Annotated in this window: 20 protein-coding genes; 10 read left to right on the forward strand and 10 right to left on the reverse strand. The window is 30.4% G+C overall.

Going from position 1 to position 22849, the window contains the following annotated elements:
• Position 1: 1 nt before the first annotated feature.
• Positions 2–1204 (reverse strand): NADH:ubiquinone reductase (Na(+)-transporting) subunit B, encoded by a 1203-nt coding sequence (locus H9W90_RS09450; protein ID WP_187481369.1) that lies wholly within the window; start codon positions 1202–1204, stop codon positions 2–4.
• A gap of 4 nt (positions 1205–1208) precedes the next feature.
• Positions 1209–2558, reverse strand: a complete 1350-nt coding sequence (locus H9W90_RS09455; RefSeq protein WP_187481370.1) for a Na(+)-translocating NADH-quinone reductase subunit A — start codon at positions 2556–2558, stop codon at positions 1209–1211.
• 204 nt (positions 2559–2762) lie between these two features.
• Here H9W90_RS09455 and H9W90_RS09460 point away from each other — a divergent pair, with 204 nt between their 5' ends.
• The 3 genes from H9W90_RS09460 (at position 2763) to H9W90_RS15440 (ending at position 5558) form a co-directional block, all read left to right on the forward strand.
• Positions 2763–3980, forward strand: coding sequence for a type IX secretion system plug protein (locus H9W90_RS09460; protein ID WP_187483964.1), 1218 nt, complete (start codon positions 2763–2765; stop codon positions 3978–3980).
• A 52-nt stretch (positions 3981–4032) separates the two neighbouring features.
• On the forward strand, positions 4033–4419 hold the full coding sequence (apaG, locus tag H9W90_RS09465; RefSeq protein ID WP_187481371.1) for a Co2+/Mg2+ efflux facilitator ApaG/CorD: 387 nt from the start codon (positions 4033–4035) through the stop codon (positions 4417–4419).
• A 452-nt stretch (positions 4420–4871) separates the two neighbouring features.
• Positions 4872–5558: a hypothetical protein gene (locus tag H9W90_RS15440; protein WP_254712469.1), complete on the forward strand. Its 687-nt coding sequence runs from the start codon at positions 4872–4874 to the stop codon at positions 5556–5558.
• A 5-nt stretch (positions 5559–5563) separates the two neighbouring features.
• Here H9W90_RS15440 and H9W90_RS09475 read toward each other — a convergent pair whose 3' ends face one another.
• On the reverse strand, positions 5564–6244 hold the full coding sequence (locus H9W90_RS09475; RefSeq protein WP_187481372.1) for an NRDE family protein: 681 nt from the start codon (positions 6242–6244) through the stop codon (positions 5564–5566).
• 105 nt (positions 6245–6349) lie between these two features.
• Between H9W90_RS09475 and pruA the strand changes: the two genes are divergently transcribed.
• Together pruA and H9W90_RS09485 are read left to right on the forward strand one after the other, a co-directional pair.
• Positions 6350–7975 carry an L-glutamate gamma-semialdehyde dehydrogenase gene (gene pruA, locus H9W90_RS09480; RefSeq protein ID WP_187481373.1) on the forward strand — a complete coding sequence of 542 codons (1626 nt, stop codon included), beginning with the start codon at positions 6350–6352 and terminating at the stop codon, positions 7973–7975.
• Between the two features lie 85 nt (positions 7976–8060).
• Complete coding sequence (locus tag H9W90_RS09485) at positions 8061–8450, forward strand: DUF2306 domain-containing protein (protein ID WP_187481374.1); 390 nt, start codon at positions 8061–8063, stop codon at positions 8448–8450.
• A 58-nt stretch (positions 8451–8508) separates the two neighbouring features.
• Here H9W90_RS09485 and H9W90_RS09490 read toward each other — a convergent pair whose 3' ends face one another.
• The gene (locus H9W90_RS09490) at positions 8509–11811 is read right to left on the reverse strand and encodes a reprolysin-like metallopeptidase (protein WP_254712470.1); all 3303 of its coding nucleotides are present in this window, start codon (positions 11809–11811) and stop codon (positions 8509–8511) included.
• A 69-nt stretch (positions 11812–11880) separates the two neighbouring features.
• On the opposite strand from H9W90_RS09490, the gene lipB reads away from it, so the two are divergent.
• Positions 11881–12579: a lipoyl(octanoyl) transferase LipB gene (gene lipB / locus H9W90_RS09495; protein ID WP_187481375.1), complete on the forward strand. Its 699-nt coding sequence runs from the start codon at positions 11881–11883 to the stop codon at positions 12577–12579.
• A gap of 61 nt (positions 12580–12640) precedes the next feature.
• On the opposite strand, the gene H9W90_RS09500 is transcribed toward lipB, so the two are convergent.
• Positions 12641–13693, reverse strand: coding sequence for a nucleoid-associated protein (locus H9W90_RS09500; RefSeq protein WP_187481376.1), 1053 nt, complete (start codon positions 13691–13693; stop codon positions 12641–12643).
• 196 nt (positions 13694–13889) lie between these two features.
• Complete coding sequence (gene rnhB / locus H9W90_RS09505) at positions 13890–14489, reverse strand: ribonuclease HII (protein WP_187481377.1); 600 nt, start codon at positions 14487–14489, stop codon at positions 13890–13892.
• A 139-nt stretch (positions 14490–14628) separates the two neighbouring features.
• Here rnhB and H9W90_RS09510 point away from each other — a divergent pair, with 139 nt between their 5' ends.
• Positions 14629–16593 carry a putative porin gene (locus tag H9W90_RS09510; RefSeq protein WP_187481378.1) on the forward strand — a complete coding sequence of 655 codons (1965 nt, stop codon included), beginning with the start codon at positions 14629–14631 and terminating at the stop codon, positions 16591–16593.
• A 26-nt stretch (positions 16594–16619) separates the two neighbouring features.
• The gene (locus H9W90_RS09515; RefSeq protein WP_187481379.1) at positions 16620–16865 is read left to right on the forward strand and encodes a hypothetical protein; all 246 of its coding nucleotides are present in this window, start codon (positions 16620–16622) and stop codon (positions 16863–16865) included.
• A 34-nt stretch (positions 16866–16899) separates the two neighbouring features.
• Here H9W90_RS09515 and H9W90_RS09520 read toward each other — a convergent pair whose 3' ends face one another.
• From H9W90_RS09520 to nhaC, 3 genes are read right to left on the reverse strand one after another with little or no spacing between them, the layout of a single operon-like run.
• Complete coding sequence (locus H9W90_RS09520; protein WP_187481380.1) at positions 16900–17628, reverse strand: phosphatase PAP2 family protein; 729 nt, start codon at positions 17626–17628, stop codon at positions 16900–16902.
• Between the two features lie 28 nt (positions 17629–17656).
• A complete protein-coding gene (locus H9W90_RS09525; RefSeq protein WP_187481381.1) occupies positions 17657–18115 on the reverse strand; it encodes a GNAT family N-acetyltransferase in 459 nt (152 codons plus the stop codon).
• A 1-nt stretch (position 18116) separates the two neighbouring features.
• A complete protein-coding gene (nhaC, locus tag H9W90_RS09530; RefSeq protein WP_088355416.1) occupies positions 18117–19586 on the reverse strand; it encodes a Na+/H+ antiporter NhaC in 1470 nt (489 codons plus the stop codon).
• Between the two features lie 79 nt (positions 19587–19665).
• Here nhaC and H9W90_RS09535 point away from each other — a divergent pair, with 79 nt between their 5' ends.
• The gene (locus H9W90_RS09535) at positions 19666–20688 is read left to right on the forward strand and encodes a metal-dependent hydrolase (RefSeq protein WP_187481382.1); all 1023 of its coding nucleotides are present in this window, start codon (positions 19666–19668) and stop codon (positions 20686–20688) included.
• Between the two features lie 308 nt (positions 20689–20996).
• On the opposite strand, the gene H9W90_RS09540 is transcribed toward H9W90_RS09535, so the two are convergent.
• Entirely contained in the window at positions 20997–22196 is a 1200-nt protein-coding gene (locus H9W90_RS09540; RefSeq protein WP_187481383.1) for an aminotransferase class I/II-fold pyridoxal phosphate-dependent enzyme, read from the reverse strand.
• Between the two features lie 160 nt (positions 22197–22356).
• Between H9W90_RS09540 and H9W90_RS09545 the strand changes: the two genes are divergently transcribed.
• On the forward strand, positions 22357–22815 hold the full coding sequence (locus H9W90_RS09545) for an Lrp/AsnC family transcriptional regulator (RefSeq protein WP_187481384.1): 459 nt from the start codon (positions 22357–22359) through the stop codon (positions 22813–22815).
• The last annotated feature ends 34 nt before the right edge of the window (positions 22816–22849 follow it).

Raw genomic sequence — 22849 nt, forward strand, 5'->3', positions numbered from 1 at the left:
ATTAGGCAGTTTTAACTTTAGTACGTTTTAATCTTTTCTTTACGTTTCCTTGAACCACATAATGGTCTATTGTTGGAGCGAATACATTCATCAATAAAATTGCTAAAAATACGCCTTCTGGATATGCAGGATTAAATACACGTATCATTATTGATATAAAACCAATTAAGAAACCGTAAATCCATTTTCCTTTATTTGTTTGCGATGCTGTTACAGGATCAGTTGCCATAAAAACGGCTCCGAATGCTAAACCACCAATCATTAAGTGTTCCCACCAAACTGTGTTCATTAATCCGTAAAACTTACTAGATTCTGTAATAATATCTGCTGCTACAATTTGATTGAAAATTAAGCCCATTACTGCTGCTCCAATAAATGTTGAAACAATAATTCTCCAGCTTCCAATTTTTGTAAAAATTAAAAATGCTGCACCTAATAATATTAATAAAGTTGAAGTTTCTCCAATAGAACCAGGAATAAAACCTGCAAACTTGTCCCAAGTAGAATAAATTACTTCTTGGTTTTGTGCGTAGCTTCCTAAAATAGTTTCTCCTGATATTGCATCTGCAGTTCCTGTTCTTTCTACTGCGTCATATACCCAAACTTTATCTCCAGACATCCATGTTGGATATGCAAAGAATAAGAATGCTCTAATTGTTAAAGCTGGGTTTAAGATATTCATTCCTGTACCACCAAAAACTTCTTTACCAATTACAACTCCAAATACAACTGCAACTGCCAACATCCATAAAGGTGTGTCTACAGGTACAATTAATGGAACTAACATTCCTGTTACTAAATAACCTTCTTCTACTTCATGACCTTTTATTACTGCGAAAATAAATTCTACTAAAAGACCAACTCCGTAAGAAACAATTACTAGTGGTAATACTTTTATGATTCCAATCCAAAGATTATCAAAAGTGAAAAAATTAGCCAAAACATCTGTTCTTAAAGAACCGTCTATAGCTGCATAATGTTGATAACCTGCATTGAACATTCCAAAAATCAAACATGGAATTAAAGCCATAATTACAATATTCATTGTACGCTTTAAATCGTCTGCTGCTTTTATATGAGTTCCTCCTTTATGAGTAACTTCGTTCGGTAAATATAAAAAGGTATGGATTGCGTTAAACGCAGGTGCCATTTTGGTTCCTTTATATTTCTCTTTTAAATTATGTAAATTTTGTTTTAAGCCCATAATCTTATCCTAATTCTTCTCTCATTAAATCTAAACCTTCTCTAATTATCTTTTGATGAGGCTGTTTAGACACACAAATAAATTCTGTTAGTGCAAAATCTTCTGGAGCTATTTCATAACCTCCTAAAGCTTCCATTTCATCTAAATCTTTATACATAAATGCTTTTAATAATTGCATTGGATAAATATCTAAAGGAAAAACCTGTTCATAAGAACCAGTTACTACAAAAGCTCTATGTTCACCATTTGTGTTAGTGTTCAAATCGAATTTTTTGTTTGGTGTTAACCAAGAAAAAGTTAAAGCTCTTGAAGTTGAAATTTTATTGAAAATTGGTTTGTTCCATCCAAAAAACTCATAGTCATCTCCTTCTGGAATTGCCGTTATTTGATTGTCATAATAACCTAAAAACTCATCTTCTTTCACTTCCTTTCCAGAAAGTACGTTTCCGCTGATAATTCTTGTATTGTCATCATTCAAATTATTTGCAGTAACATCTGAAATAGTTGCTCCTGCAATTGCAGATACATATTGTGGATTCTTAAATTGAGATCCTGTTAAAGCAACTGTTCTTGTTAAATTTAACTTTCCTGTTAAGAATAATTCACCAATAACTACTATATCTTGTGGTGTAACAACCCAAACAACTTCACCTTTATTAATAGGATCTATTTTTGCTATTTGAGTACTTACATTTCCTGAGGGATGTGGTCCTGAAACCTTATGTAATTCAATTCCTTTTAAACCTGATAAAGGAGAATTTGAATTAGCGCCTACAGAAACATGTACTTTTCCATCAGTTAATTTAGAAATAGCATCTATTGCTGCTTGCAATTCTGCTTCTTTACCAGCTAAAGTATAATCTAAATCTGCTGCTAAAGGTGCACTTGCATAAGCCGAAATAAAAATTGCTTTTGGTGCTTGATTAGGATTTGCAACTACGTCATAAGGACGTTGTTTTACAAAAGGCCAACAACCAGAAGTAAATAAATGATTTTTAACTTCTTCTGCAGACATAGAAGTCGCATTTTTAGTTCCAAAATCTTTATGAACTTGATTTGTGTCTGCTGTAATTTTTACCGCTAATACTTTTCTTCTTGCTCCACGAATTACCTCTGTAACTTTACCAGAAACGGGGCTTGTAAATAAAATTCGTTCGTCACTTTTTGAATAAAAAAGTGTTTCTCCCGCTTTTACTTCAGCTCCTTCTTTGGCAACAAGTTTAGGTACAATTCCGTGAAAGTCTTCTGGTTTTACAGCATAAACACTACTTAAATTAATAGAAGTAGTTGTTTTTTCTGCTTGACCAACAAGCTTAATATCTAAGCCTTTTTTAATACGAATGTCTTTTGACATAGTAAATTGGAATATTTAGTTATCTAAAAAAATCATGCAAATTTAAAGATTTTGAGGGTTAACAATGATATATTTTGAAGGTAATCTTACTGAATTATTCTTATTTATAATAATTCTAAATAATATATTTTTAGAAATCGTTATCGTTATTCTTTTTTGGCTTAAAATTTGATTATTCTTGTAATTGAAAGATAATTTAGTATGATGATTAAAAAAATAATATTTCTTTTTTCCCTATTTACCTTGTGTTCTTTAGAAGCACAAAACATTAAAACCATTCAATTAAGACCTTTACAAGAGAACAATTTTACCTCAATTGTGCCTTTAGGAACGGTTTTAGAATTATCTTTTGATGATTTGGATGCAGATAGTAAAGAATATCAATATAAAATAGAACACATGACGCATGACTGGAAAAAAAGCAGATTGCTGTCCAGTCAATTTATAGATGGTTTTGACCAAAATTACATAAATGATGCAACAAATTCTTTTAATACATTACAAAGCTACACGCATTATTCAGTAAGAATTCCCAACATAAATACAGTAATTACTAAAAGCGGAAACTACCTTTTGTCAGTTTTAAATGGCTATAACGAAGTGGTTTTTACCAGAAAATTTGTTTTGTATGAAAACGAAACCACAGTAGGTGTTTCTGTTGCTAGAAGTAGAAATACCAAAACACTAAACTCTCAACAGACTGTTCAATTTATAATAAACCACCCCAACTTAAAAATTAACAATCCAGGGCAAGAAATAAACGTTGCTGTAATAAAAAATAATAATTGGAATGAAAAAATAACAGATTTACAACCTACTTTTTTTAAACCAAATCAGCTTGTATATACCTATACAAACAAAACCAATTTCTGGGGAGGAAATGAATATTTAAACTTCGACAGTAAGTTTGTTAGAAATAAAAGTTTAAACATTGTACAAATTGAAAAGAAAGATGTTTTTCATCACTACATCTATCCTTTTACCTATAACAAATACCGAGAATACAGATACAACCCAGACATTAATGGTCAGTTTGTTGTTAGAACGCTAGAAGCACAAGATTCTAAAACGGAATCTGATTATGCCATGATGCATTTTTCTCTTTTGGTAGATGAACCTTTTAAAAATAAAGACATTTATATCTATGGAGCTTTTAATAATTTTAGCATTTCCGAAGAAAATAAAATGGAATATTTTCCTTCAGAAAAAACATACAAAGGAAGCTTCTTAATGAAACAAGGTTTTTACAATTACACTTATGCAACAGTTGGTGATGATAATATTGTAAATACAAATGATGTTAATGGTACTTTTTATGAAACCGAAAACGAATATACTGTACTAGTTTACTACAAGCCTTTTGGAAGTTTTTATGAACGTGTAATTGGAGTTGGTACAGGTTTTTTCAATCAAAATAGATAAAACCGTTATTTAGATTTGTTTGTATTCGTCAAAAAAACTACATTTACTCATAATGGTACAACAAATTACAAAAGGAATTAAAATCTCTGTAAAAACAAAACACAATGGTATTAGCTATAGAAATAATAGATTGTGCCATGTATTTTCGTACTTTATAACTATTGAAAACACTTCTACAGAAACCGTAAAACTAACAGATAGATTTTGGAAAATTTACGACTCTCTTAATAAAACAGAAATTGTAAGCGGAGAAGGTGTTGTAGGACAAACACCAATATTAAAACCAAACGACGTTTACACCTATAGTTCTGGTTGCCTTTTAGAATCTAATGTTGGTTCTATGAAAGGTTTTTACACGATGATAAATCTTGACACTTTTGAGCAATTTAAAGTAATTATACCAACTTTTCAACTAACAACAACTACACTATCAAACTAACAAAGTCTAAAAAGAATTTAGTAAAAATAAAAGACCCAGAATGTTTAAATTGTGGTCATCCGTTTAACGGACAAGAAAAATTCTGTCCAGATTGCGGACAAGCCAACAAAGGAAATAAAATTACCTTTAAGAGTTTTATTCATGAAATATTTAATGGTTTATTCAATTTTGATGCTAAATTTTGGAAAACTATTATTCCGCTTTTAATAAATCCTGGTACCGTTTCTAAAAATTATGTAGAAGGCAGAAGACAACGCTACTCTAATCCTTTTCGTTTTTATTTAACAGTTTCTATTATCTTCTTTTTAATTGTTGGTGTTTCTAATACCAAAGAAAAATATAAAGATCTAACACAAGAAAGCAAAGCAGATATTGCGGATGTTCTAAAAAAAGAAACTTCAAAGGAAAAGGAAGTTATAAGCGATAAAAAGATAGATTCCATTAAAAATAAGATGGATGAAAAGTTGAAGAATTCTTTTATCCCTATTCCGGAAGAGACTAGAAAAAAAATTCTAGAAGAGATTGAAAAAGATGCTAGAGATTCTACAAAAACAGTAGATATAGATAAAAGTGGAGATATTAACTTGTCTTTTGGAGGTGACACTAGGTTAGATGATTTTATAAAGTATCAGAAAAAATATCCAGATTCTAAAATAGATGTAGCTTTAGATTCTTTGAATTATGATAAAAATTTCACAAACAGATTTCTATATACAAGAGCAAAAGTTGCAAACTCTCTAGTTAAGAAAGATAATAGAGAACAATTTTTAAGTCAAATTTTATCTTATGGTTCTGTTGCTTTATTTATTTTTCTTCCGCTTTTTACTTTATTTTTAAAGCTTTTTTACATCAGAAGAAAATATACGTATGTAGATCATTTAATTTTTGTTTTCCATATTCAAACAGTATTTTTTATGCTGTTTTCAATTTTCTTTTTATTGGAAATTTTTGGTGTAAATCCAGAACTTTGGATTTTTACAGTACTGTTTTTATTATACCTAATAATTGCTATGAAGAAATTCTATCAACAAGGATATTTTAAAACTTTTTTTAAATTTATACTCTTAAATGTAAGTTATTCTATTGTTGCTTTAGTCGGAATTATATTCTTACTATTGGTTTCTTTTGCCTTATTTTAGTGCTCTTAATTAAGGAAATCTAGATACTGCATATTAATTTCTAAAGCTGTTTTTTTAACTGAAGTAATACTTACAGTTTCTACTAAATGACGCTTCATTTTTGGTGAAGTTTCAACAGTTCCTAAATTTTCATTTTTATGAAATTCTATTATTTTTTGTTGATGAAACTCATGGTTTTCTTTTAAAAAATTTGCAAACCAATCTTTTCTTAATTCTTTCATTTCTTGGGTATATAATGTTGAAGAAGACCAAATTTTAGGTTCTTGTGGTAATTTTTTAAAATGTTTAATTTCTCCGTCCCAAACTAACTCGTAGGTTTCCAAACCTTTATTCCAATCTACAAAAACAAGCGTAAAAGGTTCTATATCATTAAAATCGAAGGTTTCTATATAATTAAGCGCATTTTCATTTGTAAGGATATTTTTTACAATAATTCCTCTACTCATTTTATAAGAATCTTTTCTTTTATGAATTGTAAATCCACCATTTAACAAACAAACCAATCGTTTTTTTTCACTTAAACCAATCCAAGTTCCTCCAGCTAATTCATCTTTTGGGTAGGTTAATTCCACACCATTTTCTATATATTTTTTTGGTGGAATTGTTTTTCTCAAAGGAGTTTCATCTCTATTTGAAGTTAAAATAAAATTATTATTAGCAAGAGGTAAATAAGTAACTGTGCACATGTATTTATCAAATAAAATTCATTTTTGAAAGTCTTCAAATCGATTGATAAAATTTGTAACTTTGCAACTTCAAAATTAATAGATTTAATATTAAAAACATACAGAATGGCAAGAGGATTTTTCAATGTTCCAACAGCAGTTAACGAACCAGTAAAAGGTTACGCTCCTGGTTCTCCAGAAAGAGAAGAAGTATTAGCAACTTATAAAGCAATGTTCAACAGCAATATTGATGTGCCTATGCACATTAATGGTAAAGAAGTTAGAACAGGAAACACAAGAAACATTACACCTCCTCATGACCATAAACATGTGGTTGGGCAATATCATGTTGCAGAGAAATCTCATATAGATGAAGCAATTTCTACAGCTTTAGCTGCAAGAGAAGCTTGGTCTAGCGTTTCTTGGATGGAAAGAGCTTCTATTTTCTTAAAGGCTGCAGAACTTTTAGCAGGACCTTACAGAGCAAGAATGAATGCTTCTACAATGATTGCACAATCTAAAAATGTACACCAAGCAGAAATTGATGCTGCTTGTGAAATGATAGATTTCTTTAGATTTAATGTACAATACATGACTGATATTTTTAAAGATCAGCCAGCTTCTGCACCAGGAATTTGGAACAGAGTTGAATATAGACCTTTAGAAGGTTTTGTCTATGCAATTTCTCCTTTTAACTTTACTTCTATTGCAGCAAACTTACCTGCAGCAGCAGCTTTAATGGGTAATGTAGTTGTTTGGAAACCATCTGATCACCAAGCATATTCTGCACAAGTAATTGTAGATTTATTTAAAGAAGCTGGTTTGCCAGATGGTGTTATTAATGTTGTTTATGGAGATCCTGTTATGATTTCTGATGCTTGTTTATCTTCTCCAGATTTTTCTGGATTGCATTTTACAGGTTCAACTCATGTTTTCAAAAACCTTTGGAAACAAATTGGTAATAATATCCATACATATAAAACATATCCAAGAATTGTTGGAGAAACTGGTGGTAAAGATTTTATCTGGGCACATAATTCATCTAATCCTTTACAAATTGCAACTGCAATTGTAAGAGGTTCTTTTGAATATCAAGGTCAGAAATGTTCTGCTGCTTCAAGAGCTTATATTCCTGCTTCTTTATGGGAAGAAGTTAAGAAACATGTTAAAGCTCAAACAAACGAAATTAAAATGGGTTCTCCAGAAGACACCAATAATTTTGTAAATGCAGTTATACATGAAGGTTCTTTTGACAAAATAGCAAGTTTTATTGATGCTGCAAAAGCAGATAAAGATGCAGAAATTATTATAGGTGGAAACCACGATAAATCTGTTGGATATTTTATTGAACCTACTGTTATTTTAGCAAAATCACCAACGTATGCAACCATGACAACTGAATTATTTGGCCCTGTTATGACAGTTTTTGTTTATGAAGATGCAGAATGGGAAGCTTCATTAAAATTAGTTGATGAATCTACAGAATACGCTTTAACTGGTGCAATTTTCTCTACTGATAGATATATTGTTGAAAAAGCTTCTAAAGCATTAGAAAATGCCGCTGGAAACTTTTATATAAATGACAAACCAACAGGAGCAGTTGTTGGACAGCAACCATTTGGTGGAGCAAGAGCTTCTGGAACAAATGATAAAGCTGGTTCTGCGCAAAACTTATTACGTTGGACTTCTGTTAGATTAATAAAAGAAACATTTGTAACTCCTACAGATTACAAGTACCCTTTTTTAGGATAATCAGAAAAAAATATTTTTAATTAACCGCATCAAAATTGATGCGGTTTTTTTATTTCCTTATTTTAGACAATTACTTTTTTAGATTATGGATTATAAATATTTATTATACACACACTTGTTTACAGTTGTACCTTGCTTTTTTATTGGTGCTTATTTACTATCTGTAAAAAAAGGAACTCCTTTTCATAAATCTTTAGGTAAAGTTTATATGATTTTAATGTTTACGACTGCAATCATCACTTTATTTATGCCAGCTTATGTTGGTCCACAATTTTTAAATCATTTTGGTTATATACACCTATTTAGCTTCTTAACTTTATACAGTGTTCCCACTGCAATTATCGCCATAAAAAAAGGACAAGTAAAAAAACATAAAATAAAAATGATACTACTTTATTTTGGTGCACTAATTATTGCAGGTGGTTTTACATTTACTCCAGGAAGATATTTACACACTTTATTTTTTGGTAATTAGTCATAAAAAAACCACATTATTCTCATAATGTGGCTCATATCGTGAATACTTTTAATTCTTAATTGATAATCAACTTTCTAGTAGTTTGCTTTTTGCCATTTGTAACTTTTAATAAATACAAGCCAGATGAAGCTTTTTCAAAAAAGATACTTTCAGAGAAATTAGTTTTAGTATTGGCATATTCTTTTTCACCAATTAACCTTCCCCTAACATCAAACAACTGAACAGAAACTTTATCTGTGTTTAAAACTTCTAGATTTAAAGTAAATGCTCCAGCAGTTGGATTTGGATACAAATTAAACCCATTAAATGTGACATCTTCTATAGAAGCCGTATTATCTACAACAACAGTATAATCTTCTGTTTCTCCCCATTCAGTTAAGTGATCTGTATCACAAGGCCCATCTCCAAAACCATCTGAAGGATCATCATATTCTATTACAACCCTCATAGTTGTTGCTCCAAAAACAGCATCATTTGGCACTGAAATATTAAAAGTTCTGGTACCAACATCTGCTAATTCCGTACCTAAATCATACCTTTCATCTGTTTTATTAAATACATAATCTTGGTTCCAATCTATAAATACATAAACGTGATCTTGAAAACCTGCAGTGTCTAAAGTAACACTAACTTGATGAGATTCCCCTCTTTTTACATTGGTATTTATTGTTGTAAAATCTTCATATCCATCAACTGTATTATTACCAGAGTTGTTATTAATGGTATTAAATGTAACGTTTGTAATATGTTCAGACCCTCCTATTTCATCTGTAAAATTAGATTCGCAATAAGATGGCGTTATTGTTGTAAAACTAAAGGCATTAGAAAACGTTCCTTCTCCACAACTATTTTTAGGTTTTACTCGCCAGTAATATGTTGTATTCCCGGAAAGTCCTGATAAAGTGTAAGAATTTGTTGTAACATTTCCGCTAGAAACTATAGTTGAAAACCCATTATCAGATGCAACTTGAACATCGTAATTAGAAGCATTTGTGTCTAAATTCCATGTTAAATCATCAAACATACCTACATTTGTTGCAGCATCAGCAGGAGATGTTAATGTTAATGAACCAAAAGTAGACGTTGTTATATTTAAAGTAACATTTGTGGTTTGATTTACCGTGTTCGCATTTCCATCAACTTTAATAGTGTAAGATTGTGGTGATACTCCATTAAGATTAGAAACTGTCATGGTTACATTACCATCATTATTAATAGTATTTGGACTAAATGAAACTGAAGATCCTGAAGGTTCTCCCGACGTTACAAATGAAACAGTTTCAGAAAACCCATTTATAAAATCTAAATTTAACACATAACTTACAGTTTGATTTCCTGTATTACAAGCAGATTGTATACCACTTGTATTGTTCATAATAAATGTTGGTAATGTAGAATTTATTGTAAAATTTGTACTGTTGACATTATAAAAAATATTGTCAGCAGCTTCCACCATAATTCTAGCAGTTGTAGATGAATTATTAGGAATTACCACATCTTCTGAACCATCATTAGGTGTGTTTGCTTTTATTGTTATTGGAAAAGTTAAACCTCCATCAACAGATAATTTAATATTTACATTCTGGCAATTTATTGGTGCAGCATCTGTAGTCCCTTTATTCCATGTAATGGTTTGTGTTGAGCCAACATCCCAAGAAACAGCCGAATTTGGAGCAGAAACCGTAAATGCATCTGCATTTGTTACCGTAATTTCCATATCATCTCTTGCAGTACTTCCACCACCAGCATTGTTATCTCTTACTAAAAAAGAAAAATTTAAATTTCTTGCTACTGATGGTAAAACTTCCCAAGTTGTAGATGTATTCCCAGCAACAACTGTAGCTAAATCTGGCATATATCTATTTGGAGAAGTATTTGAAGGCAAAGATCTAAACATTGGTCCGCCAGAATTTGTAGAAAGTGGTGGCATAGACGCTACTTCGTTATCTATTTGTTCCCAATTATAGGTTAAACTAGAAGCACCATCTACGTCTGCTCCTATTCCTTTTAAAACAAAAGGAGTAGATTTTGGAATGCTGTAATCTAAACCAGCATTTGCAGTTGGAGCATTATTATTGGTTACACTTAATGCACCACAACTTGCAGTAGACTGAATTGTGTTCCACATTTCTGCAATGCTTACTGCATGAAAATGATCATCACTATTACCTTGAACATTTGGCGAACAAATACCTGCATACCCCATAATTGTAGAAGCACTTCCCGGCTCTACAGCTGTAGATAAATTTCTATTACAAGAATTATTTTGAGTGTGATTTGCTCCAAATTGATGCCCCATTTCGTGTGCAACATAATCAATATCATAAGGATCATTTACTGGCTGACTTCTTCCTGTTACTCCTCTAGCTTTTTGACCTGACAGACAAACAACACCTCCACCAGCTAAACCATCTCCATTTATTGTAAAGATATGCCCAATATCGTAATTTGCGTTACCAATTTCATTATCGCAAATTGTTTGAACTTCATTTATAATTGTACTTGCAATACCTTGTTGATTCACATCAGAAACACCATCTGTATTGGTGTCTAAAAAAACAATATCTTCATTATTACCAACTAAAACCATTTTAACAGACAAGTCTTTTTCATATACACCATTAACTCTAGTCATTGTTGTATTCATGGCAGATAAAACTGCAGCTTTTTTTACTGCATCTGTTGCTGAAACCGAAACACCTTGTCTATTTAATTGAAAATCTGCATACTCTGCACTACAAGCCAAAGCCAAACGAAATGTTCTTAATTGCCCATCGTTAGCGTTTTCTACAACATTATTAGACGTTAAATTACCTTTAGAAAAACTTTCTTTAACTTGACATGTAAAATTATCATCGGCATTAGTTACATCGTTTCGTTTGTATAAAATATAATTCTGATTATTTTTAGAATATGGGTCTATGTACATTGTTTTTTCTTTTCCTGAAAAAACAATGGCATGAAAACCATCTACTCCAATACTAATTTTTGCAACCGCTGTTGGATCTTCAATTCCTTGTGCAGAATAGGATTTTATCATTGGAAATTTTGAAGCTAATTCCTCATCAAAGTTCGAAGTTTCTTTAATTTTGAATTTTGACAAACCTCCTTTTGAATTGGGTAATTCAATAATAGTTTCACTATTTCTAGACTGTAAAGCTAACTCACTTTTTAATGCAGTTATATCTAATGCAAATAACTTATAAGTTGAAGGAAAGTTTTTCTTTTGAAGAATTTCACTTTCTAAAATTGAATTGTCTTGCTTATTAAGTTCACTCCATAATTGTTGTGCATTGATTTCTCCAAAAGAAGAAAAGAACATCAAAAAAGTAAGAAAGAAAAGTATTTTTGTTTTCATAATAAAACGTTTTATAACATAAATGTAACACCCAAATATAAGTAAATATTTATCTTTGTAGTCGAGATTATGAACAGAAACATACTACTAAAAGACCTAAACATAAAAGATTACAAGGAAACTTGGGACTTTCAAACACAATTATTACAAGAAATTGTTGATGTAAAAATTAATAATAGGAGAAAAAACCTCAACAAAAAAACGGAAAACCACTTTCTTTTTGTAGAGCATCCTCATGTGTACACTTTAGGGAAAAGTGGCGATTTAAGTAATCTTCTTTTAAATGAAAAGCAACTTAAAGAAAAAGGAGCTACTTTTTACAAAATAAATCGTGGTGGAGATATTACCTACCATGGACCTGGACAAATTGTTGGGTATCCTATTTTAGATTTAGAAAATTTTTTTACAGACATTCATAAATACCTTCGTCTTTTAGAAGAAACTATTATTTTAACCATTGCAGAATATGGTTTAAAAGGAGAAAGAAGTGATGGCGAAACTGGTGTTTGGTTAGATGTTGGAACTCCTTTTGCTCGTAAAATTTGTGCTATGGGAATTCGTTCTTCACGCTGGGTAACTATGCATGGTTTTGCACTAAACGTTAATACAAATTTAGGTTATTTCGATAATATTATTCCTTGTGGAATTAGAGGAAAAGCGGTTGCTACAATGGAATCTGAACTTGGAAAAAAAATTGACCAAGAAGAAGTGAAACAAAAAATATTAAAGCATTTTAAAAACCTTTTTGAGGTTGAAGCTTTTATTTAAAAGTAATAAAAAAGATTCCTGTTTTCACAGGAATCTTTTTTATTACTTTTAATATTGATACTTATTTCTCTTCGTTGAAGTACACTTTGTAATACTTCATTTTTTTCTCTTCATCATAACCTCTTTCTAAATATTCTGAAGCTGCTTCAGGCGCATCTACGTCTAATTTAATAATGATGTTTGTGTCGAGTTTTATTTCGGTTTTTAGTTTACTTTTTTCTTTCTTTAAAACAACTCCAGAAACATCGAAATTATTTCTAATTAAGACATCGTTTAAGTTTTCGAAGTGTTTTTTATACTCGTCAAACTGTTCTTTATGCTTCTCATCATCAAAAACCTCGTCTTTAAAAGTAGCATAATCTACAGATTCGTTTTCTTTAAAATAATCTACAGTATTTGCCAAGAAATTACCTTGCTGTTGCATACCTAATTCTGGCTTTATTACTTCTTCAGAAAATTCTTTACACATTTCTAAATAACTCTGTGTATGAGAATTATAATCATCTGCCAATTTTACATTTAAGAAATTTTTAATCCAATATTGAGCATCGTAATTGTTATTATCTACAGAAAAAACCACAGTTCCTTCTGTGTCTGATGTATTTAGAATTAAACATCCTTTATCTAATCTTTTTGTTGAAATTCCTTTCTGAACCACAACATCGAAACTTTCATTATCGTCTAAATATGTTTGAAAGAAATCTACTTTATTCTCAATTTTAAAAACACCCACTGCTTCTGTTAAAACATCTTTATATTCTATTCCTTCAATAAAAACAACAAGTACATCTCCTGTTTTTATTTGTGCGGAATTTGATTGTTCAAATAAATGATTTACAATGTTTTTAGAATGTTCTACAAAAGAAGCTTCTTCTTTAAATACTTCAGATGCATAGTTATTTAATTCGTTTAAACGCACATCTGCATGATTTGTAAAACGGTAACTTTGCGTTAAACTGCCAAATGGTTTTAGTAAGAAGTTCTTCATTAAATCGTAACTTTCTTGATCGAAACGAATTAAATCTTCAGAAAAAGCATTCTGACCACTATTGAATTTATTTGCTACTTTATGAAGTATGCATTTGGTAATTTCTGCGCGTGTTTTTTTAATCATCTTGTAAAATTGAGAGCGTAAAAATAGTTGAAGTTTTTAAATAAATGAATTAGTTTTTAAAATTAAAATGCTAAAAGTTCATAAAAAAGTTTAGCCCTGATTGAACGGCTTGTTTGAGCTCTTTTTTGTTTTTTCAACAAAAAAAGCGAGTAGTGAAAGCAGGAAATAGCTACAAATAAAAAACGCTTTCTTAATTTTAAAGTTTCAACTTTAGTTGTTCTGGCAACAATTTAAACGTTTTTCTGTGGTAATCTGTGGCGCCAAATTCTCTAATTGCACTTCTATGTTCTTTAGTAGGGTAACCTTTATTTTTTGCCCAATTGTACATTGGAAATTCTTGATGAATTTTTGCCATATATTCATCTCTATACGTTTTTGCTAGAACAGATGCAGCTGCAATGCTCATAAATTTAGCATCTCCTTTTACAATGGTTTCATGCGGAATTTCTTTATAATTTTTAAACTTATTACCATCTACAATAATAAATTCTGGCGCAATTTTTAGAGCTTCTATAGAACGATGCATTCCTGTAATTGAAGCTTGTAAAACATTTATTTTATCTACTTCTTGTTGCCAAACAAAAGAAACTCCAAAAGCGATTGCATTTTCTTCGATAAAAGGTCTTAATTCATCTCTTCTTTTTTTCGATAATTGCTTGGAATCATTTAAAAATGGATGCGAAAAACCTTCTGGCAAAATAACTGCTGCAGCTACAACTGGACCAGACAAACAACCTCTGCCAGCTTCATCTGTACCAGCCTCTAAAGAAAAACCACTGTAGTTTAATTGTAACATATTACAAAGAAAAGAAATTTTTTAGCTATACATCTCTAAATTTAAAAGAAAGAAGGTTGTTTAATTAACAGTATTCCTTATAATTATTAACTATTATTTTCGTTAAATTATTTTACATTTGTCATTGCAGAAATAATCTATGAACAAACCATTTTTTATATTAATTACGCTTCTTTTCTTTGGAATACAATCTGTGTTTTCTCAAAGACCAAACAAAGGGCAAAATAATGGCTTTAGTAATATTAATAGAATTGGCAATGATTCTATTGCTAGTTCTGGAGAAATAACTGTAAAATTGAATGGAAAAACAAAGTATACAGATTATAAAATCTTCTCTCATAAAAGGGATACAACTTATATAGACACTACATTAACTATTGAAAAAGAATACAAATTTAATTATTTAAGAACTGATAATTTTGAATTGTTAGCTTTTCATAATCAGGGTCAAACTTTTAATAATTTAGGATATTCTTTTAATAATTTAAGCTTTTTACCAGATATTGGTTTTACTGCTAAACAGTTTAGTTATTTAGAGATTGATGAGATAAAATATTACGAAGTACCAACACCAACTACAGAAATTCTTTATAGAACTGGTTTGCAACAAGGGCAAGTTTTAGATGCTTTGTTTACTGTTAATTTTCATAAGAGATTAAATGTTTCTTTATCTTATAAAGGTTTGCGTTCTCTTGGAGCTTATAGAAGAGCTTTGGTTAGTAATGGTAATTTTAGAGGTGCTTTCCATTACAGAACTAAAGAAAACCAATATGAAATGCGAGGACATTTAACCACACAAGATTTTTTCAATCAAGAAAATGGTGGTTTGCCTGCAGATGACTTGCAAAATTTTATAGACGATGATCCTAACTTTACAACAAGAGCACGTTTAGATGTAAACCTAGATGATGCAGAAAATCAGTTTGATGGAAACAGGGTTTATTACGAACACAGTTATAAATTACTTTCTAGTAAAGACAGTCTTAAAGAAAAAGATTTTAGTAATTTAAAAATTGGGCATGTTTTTACCACAGAAACAAAAACATACAACTTTACACAAAAAACAACTACAACTGGTATTTTTGGTGACAGAAATGATTCTGGTGCAAACCAAAATGAAGCAAAAAGTGTAATTACAAATAACGAATTAAACCTAGATTTTAACTCTAAATATGTACTTGGCCAATTTAAAGCAAAATTAAATTTTACAAATTATAGTTATGGTTACGATACTATTTTAAACACAAATAGTAACATTTCTAAAACCAAATTAGAAGGAAAAGCAATTTCTGTTGGTGCAGATTGGAATGCTAAAATTAATAACTTTCAATTGAATGCAACAGGTAATTTAACTCCAGGAAGTAGCAGATTGTCTGGTAACTTTTTAAAGGGTGAAGCTGTTTATAAAAAAGACAGTGTTTTTGCTTTAAAAGGAAGTTTGCTAATCAGTTCTAAATCTGCAAATTTCAACACGCTTTTACACCAAAATAGTTATGATAAATACAATTGGCAAAACAATTTTAGTAACGTAAATACGAGGGATTTAGGTTTTACTTTAGAGTCTAAATGGCTAAATGGTTCACTTAATTTTACAAACATAGACAACTACACGTATTTTGATGAGGATAGTCAACCTCAACAATTTGCAGATCAAATTACCTATTTAAAAGCGAAAGTTAATAGAGAGTTTAGACTTGGTAAATTTGCTTTAGACAATACTATAATGTATCAAAACGTTAGTAGCGGAAGTTCTGTTTTTAGAGTTCCAGAATTTGTAACTAGAAACACATTCTATTACACAGATTATTGGTTTAAAGGAAAACCAATGTTGGTAAATATTGGTGTGACTTTTAAATATTTTACAGCATACAATGCAAATGCTTACGACCCAATTTTGTCAGAATTTAGAATACAGAATGATGAGCAAATTGGCTACCCTACTTTTGATGTTTTTTTTAATGCACAAGTAAGAAGAACTCGTTTGTATTTAAAGATTGATAATGCAACTTCAGATTTTTCTAAAAAGAATTATTTTTCTGCACCAAATTATCCTTATAGAGATTTTACAATCCGTTTTGGATTGGTTTGGAATTGGTTTATTTAATACAAAAAACTTTAAACTTCTTAATTATGAAAAATCAACTTAAAAATAATTGGAAACTTTTTCTATTAGCAAGTTTAACTTTAGGTTTGGCTCCTTTTAATCCGCCACATATTTGGGGTAAATTGCAATGGATTTTAGGTGGAAATGCTTTTTCTCCAGAACATGGAATGAAATCCGCAGATTGGTTTGATGTTCTTTTACATGGGACTCCTTGGGTCTTATTACTAATTTCTACAATTGTAAATATCCTTTCTTATAAAGTAAAAAAGTAAGATTTCTTATTATTGAACTGTGTCCAAACTAAAATTATGTTTTAGGATCTGTTTTAAAAACTTTTAAAAGATTCAATAATAGAACACAGAAAATTACCCAAACAAAACCGGCAATAAATCCGCCGAAAACATCTGAAGGGAAATGTACACCTAAATAAATTCTACTAATTCCTATACTTAAAATCAGTAAAGCCAAAACTGTTATAATTAAGAATTTAAAAATCTTACGAATATTAAAAGTGGCAATTAAATAAATTAGAAAACCATAAAAAGCCATAGCTGTCATTGCATGACCACTTGGGTAACTTAAAGTTTCTACAGTTACCAAATGCTCTAAAGTTGGTCTTGCTCTGTTAATTATTTGCTTTAAAATTACGTTAGAACTTAATGCTAAAAGTAATATTAAAGTCAACTGGCCTGCATATTTCCATCTTTTAAAAACTAAATAAAATAGTAAAGAACATAATGGAAAAACAATAAGATATCCTACAGCATCTCCTACTTCAGTTACAAAAGTAAAGTAGTGTGTTAAAGAAGAGTTTCTAAAAGAAATTATATACTCTGTAATTTTTGCATCAAAGGTTCCTAATAAATCTGTATGTAAATTTTCAGTAAGTTTTACAAAGAGTTTTATACCAGAAACAACAACTATTAAAGCAATTATAACTGTGATTATGTATGGTAACTTCTCATCATATTTATTGATTTTTTTAGATAAGAATTCTCTAAATCTATCAATAATAAGTTTAATCTCTCTTTGCATGGTTTAATAAATCTTTTTGAAGACAAAACTACATGTTTTCAGGAAACTCTAATTCCATTTCTGGCAACAATCTACCTTCAACAGAACTTTCTCTTCTTCCTATTACTTTAAAACCATGTTTTGCATAAAATGATTCCGCATTTGGATCTGATAACACATTTAAAATTGCAGATGAACCTCCAATACAATATTCAATTGCGTGGTCTAATAGTTGTTTGCCAATTCCTTTTTTTATAAAACTAGGAGAAACAAATAGAAACTCTAAAAAACTGGTTCTAATATTTGCTCTGTGTAAAATATAGAATCCTGCAATTTCATTATTCACAAGATATTTATAGATATTAAAATCTTCGAACATTTTTGGTATTACTGTTAAATCTTCTCGCCAACTTTCTATTAACTCATTAGAATAACCCCAAATAGCTTTGGATTTTAAGGCGATTTCTGTGAGTTGTTTTGCATCTGAAAGTGTTGCTTTAACAATCATTTTATTTCTTTACCAACTGTCTAATCTTAATATTTAAAGCTGCAAATAACAAAGTCGTAAACGGACTTAAATAATTAAAAATAGCATACACAAAATAATCTGCTACAGAAACCCCTAAAACGCTACTTTGGTAAGCACCACAAGTATTCCAAGGAATTAAAACCGAAGTTACAGTTCCAGAATCTTCTAAAGTTCTACTTAAATTTTCTGGAGCTAAACCTTTATCTTCATACGCTTTTTTAAACATTTTCCCAGGAATAACAATTGCTAAATATTGGTCTGATGCTATTGCATTTAATCCCAAACAACTTACAACTGTACTTGCAAACAATCCAAATACTGAACTTGCTACAGATAATAAACTCTTTGTAATTTTTGCTAAAGCTCCAATCGCATCCATAATACCACCAAAAACCATTGCACAGATTATTAATAGAATTGTCCAAATCATTCCATTCATTCCACCAGAAGAAAATAATTCTGATAATTTCTCATCATCAGTTTCAATATTTGTATCTGTTAAAATGGAATTAATTATTGAAGAAAATTTAGAGTCAGATAGACTTGCTAACACATCTCCTTGAAAAATAAATGCAAAAACTGCAGCTAAAACAACTCCAGTTCCTAATGCAATTAATGGTTTTGTTTTCATTAAAATCATTGCAATTACAATTCCTGGAACTAAAAATAACCAAGGCGAAATATGAAACGTATTATCAATTGAAGCTAACAGATTACTAATATCTGCACTTCCTGTAGTATCTATATTTCCACTAATAATTGCAAATACAATTAAAGTAATTATAATAGTTGGCACTGTTGTAATTGCCATATATTTTATGTGCGTAAACAAATCTGTACCAGCCATTGCTGGCGCTAAATTTGTAGTATCTGAAAGTGGAGACATTTTATCGCCAAAATATGCTCCTGAAATTACGGCTCCAGCAATCATTCCTGGTGCAATTCCTAAAGCGCTTCCAATACCTACCAAAGCAATACCTACTGTTGCAGAAGTTGTCCAAGAACTTCCTGTTGCAATCGAAATTATAGCTGCAATTATTACAGATGCTGGTAAAAATATTTCCGGACTTAAAACTTGCAAACCATAATAAACCATAGCTGGAATAATTCCACTAACGAGCCAAGTTCCTGCTAATGCTCCTACTAAAAAAAGAATCATAATTGGTACAAAAACGCTTTTCCAGTTTTCCCAAACTTCTGCAATCATTCTCGAAAAAGACACTTTATTAAAAAAGCCAACTGCTGCTGCAACTATACCTCCCATTAATAAAATGTACTGATTTGTATAACCTCCTAACCACTCTTGTCCTTCCACAAAAAAGATATTATATGCCAGTAAACACATTAATATTACCACAGGAATTAAAGATTCTAAAAGATTTAACTCTTTGTTTTCAATAATTTTTTGATCTTCAATATTTATTTCTGAAAGATTTTTTTCGTCTGGCATTTTATAAATTTTTGTACTGTAATGTTACGATTTTAGAAGAAGTTATGCAAATTGATTTGGTTACACTATTTTTACGTTTATGGATTCATTAACGCAAATTGTTTTAGGTGCTGCTTGTGGCGAAATTATTCTCGGTAAAAAAACTGGAAATAAAGCTTTATTGTTTGGGGCAATTGGTGGTACAATTCCAGATTTAGATGTTTTTATTGGTGGACTTTTGTATGACAATGAAATTAATGCGATGGTTTTTCATCGTGGTTTTATGCACTCTATTTTATTTTCAATCTTGGGGGCTTTTCTCTTTGGTTGGATCATTCATAAACTCTACAATACTGGAAAAAGGTTAAATTCTACCACTCAAAAAGATTGGATTTGGTTATTCTTTGTATCACTTTTTACGCATCCTATTTTAGATTGTTTTACACCTTATGGAACACAACTTTTTGCTCCTTTTTCTGATTATAGAATTGCTTTTAATAATATTTTTGTTGTTGATCCTTTATATACACTACCTTTTTTAATCTGTTTAATTGTGGTTTTATTTCTGAAAAGAACAAATTCGAAAAGATTAAAATGGACAAAAGCAGGAATTTATATTAGTTCTGCTTACATGATTTTTACAATTGGTAATAAACTATATATCGATTCCGTATTTGAGAAATCTTTTGAAAAAGCTGGAGTTTCTTACAATCGTTTTTCTGCACAACCAACCATTCTAAATAATATTTTATGGTACGCAGTTGCAGAAACTGAAGACAAATATCATCTTACTTTTTATTCTCTTTTTGATAAAAGTAAAACTGCAGAAAAAATAATTACAGTTGATAAACAACACCATTTAATAGACATGAATGACGAAAATCTACAAAAATTGGCTTGGTTTAGTAATGGTTATTACAATGTTTACAAAAAGGAAAAAATTGGGACTTATAAATACACAGATTTACGTTACCCAATGTTAAACCCTGATGATATAAATACATCTGTTTTTAATTTTACTGTTTTTTACGAAAATGAAGAATGGGATATTTTACCTTTTAATGGAAACCCGCCAAGCAAAGAAGATTTTTCGAAGTTTACAGAACGTTTTTGGGGGATTTAGGTTTTAGGTTTTAGGTTTTAGGTTTTAGGTTTTAGGTTTTAGGTTTTAGGTAAATTTAAAATTTCTTGGTTTATTTCTCTTCATTCTTTAGAAAATCTGAAGTAACTGTTCGTTTTCTATATGAAAATATAGACCTCACAGGTTTTTAAAACCTGTGAGGTCTGAAAAATCTATTTGTATTTTTAAATTACTTCCTTTTCGGGTTTGCAATTCGCGTTAAGGATTGAGCAATTGTTTGAGCTCTTTTTTGTTTTTCACAAAAAAAGCGAGTGCGAAAGCCTGACCTGAAAGGGAACGCCCAAATAATTTTACAAAACTCCTACTTCTTGCATGCAAGATTTCATCATGTGGTAAGTTCGCTTAATATCGTTGTCTAAACCGATTGAAAAACGAATTAAACCGTCTGAAAGGCCCATTTCTTTTTGCTCGTCTTCTGGTATTTCGGAAGAAGTAGAACTTCCTGGAGCAGAAAACAACGTTTTATAAAAACCTAAACTCACAGCCAAATAACCCAAATTTTTGTGTTGCATTAACTCCATTAATTCATTGGCTTTGTCCAAAGAACCAACATCAATGGTTAACATTCCTCCAAAACCATACTCTGGATTCATCATTTTTTTGAATAAATGATGGGAAGGATGAGATTCTAAACCTGGATACACTGTTTTTAATCCATCTTTTTCGAACTTTTCTGCCAAAAAAGAAGCATTAAAACTGTGTTGTTTCATTCGAATATGCAAGGTTCTCATGTTTTTAAGAATTGATGCCGCTCGCAAACTATCCATTGTAGAACCCAGCAACATACTTGCACCATCGTTTACATTTCGCAAATTGTTAATTAATTCTTGCGAACCACAAACCACACCACCGACTGTGTCTGAAGAGCCGTTTATAAATTTTGTTAAACTGTGGCAAACAATGTCTGCACCTAATTTTGCTGGAGAAATTGACAGTGGAGAAAACGTATTATCTACCACTAATTGTAAATTGTGTTTTTTAGCTAACGCTGATAAACCTGCAATATCTGCAACTTCTAAAAGTGGATTACTTACTGCTTCGCAATATAAAACTTTGGTGTTTTTTGTGATTGCTGCTTCTACAACATCCAACTTTGTGATGTCTACAAAAGTGGTTTCTACATTAAATCTTGGAGTGAAATTCTTTAAGAAAGCATAGGTTCCACCGTAAATTGTTCTACTTGAAACAATATGGTCTCCTGCTCCACACAATTGCATTAAAACTGGGGTAATTGCGCCCATTCCTGATGCTGAAACGTTGGCAGTTTCTGTGCCTTCCATTGCTGCTAATGCTTCGCCTAAATATAAATTTGATGGCGTGGAATGACGAGAATATAAATAACAACCATCTGCATTTCCCTCAAAAGTATCGAACATTGTTTTTGCGGATATGAAAGTGTAAGTTGATGAATCTGAAATGGATGGATTTACACCTCCGAATTCGCCAAAGTATTGTAAATCTTGAATTTTATCTGCTGGATTGAATTTCATACTATTCGTTTTTTATCTGAATCAAAATTAACCGCAAATAGATTATTTATCAATACAATTGAATAAATACAGTTTTTATTTCTATTTTTGAACTCATAATTAGTTTTATAAACTATAAATAGTTAAAATTTTTACTATTTTTAGATAATTTTCAATTTACATGTTAGACAAAATCGATAAAAAACTGATCAATTTATTACAAGAGGACAGTAAACAGACTACAAAACAACTGTCTTTACAGTTGAATTTATCTGTAACTGCTGTTTATGAACGGATTAAAAAACTCGAAAAAGAAAAGGTGATTGAAAAGTATGTGGCAATCATTAACAAGAATAAAATTGAAAAATCTTTTTTAGTTTTTTGTCATATTAAATTAGTGCAACATTCTAAAGAATATGTAACTACTTTTGAACGTGAAATTTTAAAATTAGAAGAAGTTTCGGAATGTTTTCATGTAAGTGGCGATTATGACTATATTCTAAAAATTTATGCAAAAGATATGGACGAATACAGAGATTTTATGGTTACAAAGTTAACTGCCATAAAATATATTGGGAGTACACACAGTATTTTTACCATTGAAAAAGTGAAGAACACAACTGCTATAAACTTGACTTAATATGCAATCTACCAATTATAAACTTATTGAACTT

The sequence above is a fragment of the Polaribacter pectinis genome (assembly GCF_014352875.1).
GTDB classification, from domain to species: domain Bacteria; phylum Bacteroidota; class Bacteroidia; order Flavobacteriales; family Flavobacteriaceae; genus Polaribacter; species Polaribacter pectinis.